At 68.6% G+C, this 588-nt stretch carries 1 protein-coding gene; it reads left to right on the top strand.

All coding sequences use genetic code 11. The features are described from left to right. Nucleotides 1–174: 174 nt before the first annotated feature. On the top strand, nucleotides 175–588 hold a 414-nt coding region (locus tag ACXJKR_RS34240), incomplete at its 3' end, for an ATP-binding cassette domain-containing protein (protein WP_457326656.1).

Raw genomic sequence — 588 nt, 5'->3', positions numbered from 1 at the left:
GCTGAGTGCCAGAGCTGAGCCGCGCGGCGGCTCAGCTCTTCGAGCTGGCAATGCCCCGCTCCCACCCCTTCCCCGCCCTCCGTGARGGCGGGGTGCTGAGGCCCCACCCCTGTCCCCTCCCCCACGGGGAGGGGCGCCACCCGCGAGAGCATCCATGCTGAGGAAAGAGTTGCGATGACAGMCCCCCTCCTGAACGTCAACGGCATCGAAGTCATCTACAACCACGTCATCCTCGTGCTCAAGGGCGTGTCCCTGCAGGTAGCCGAGGGCCAGGTGGTGGCCTTGCTGGGGGGCAATGGCGCCGGCAAGACCACCACGCTGCGCGCGGTGTCCAACCTGCTGGAAGGCGAGCGCGGCGAGGTCACTAAGGGCAGCATCGAGCTGCGCGGCGAGCGCATCGAGAAGCTGTCCACCTCGGCCATGGTGGAGCGCGGGGTGGTGCAGGTCATGGAGGGCCGGCACTGCTTCGCCCACCTGACCATCGAGGAGAACCTGATGACCGGCGCCTACACGCGCAAGGACGGGCGTGGGGCCGTGGCGGCGACGCTGGACAAGGTCTACACCTACTTCCCGCGCCTGAAGACGCGC

Source organism: Roseateles sp. P5_E11, assembly GCF_054049355.1.
Note: the sequence above shows the minus strand (reverse complement) of the source record. Positions and strands in the feature narration are given on the sequence as shown.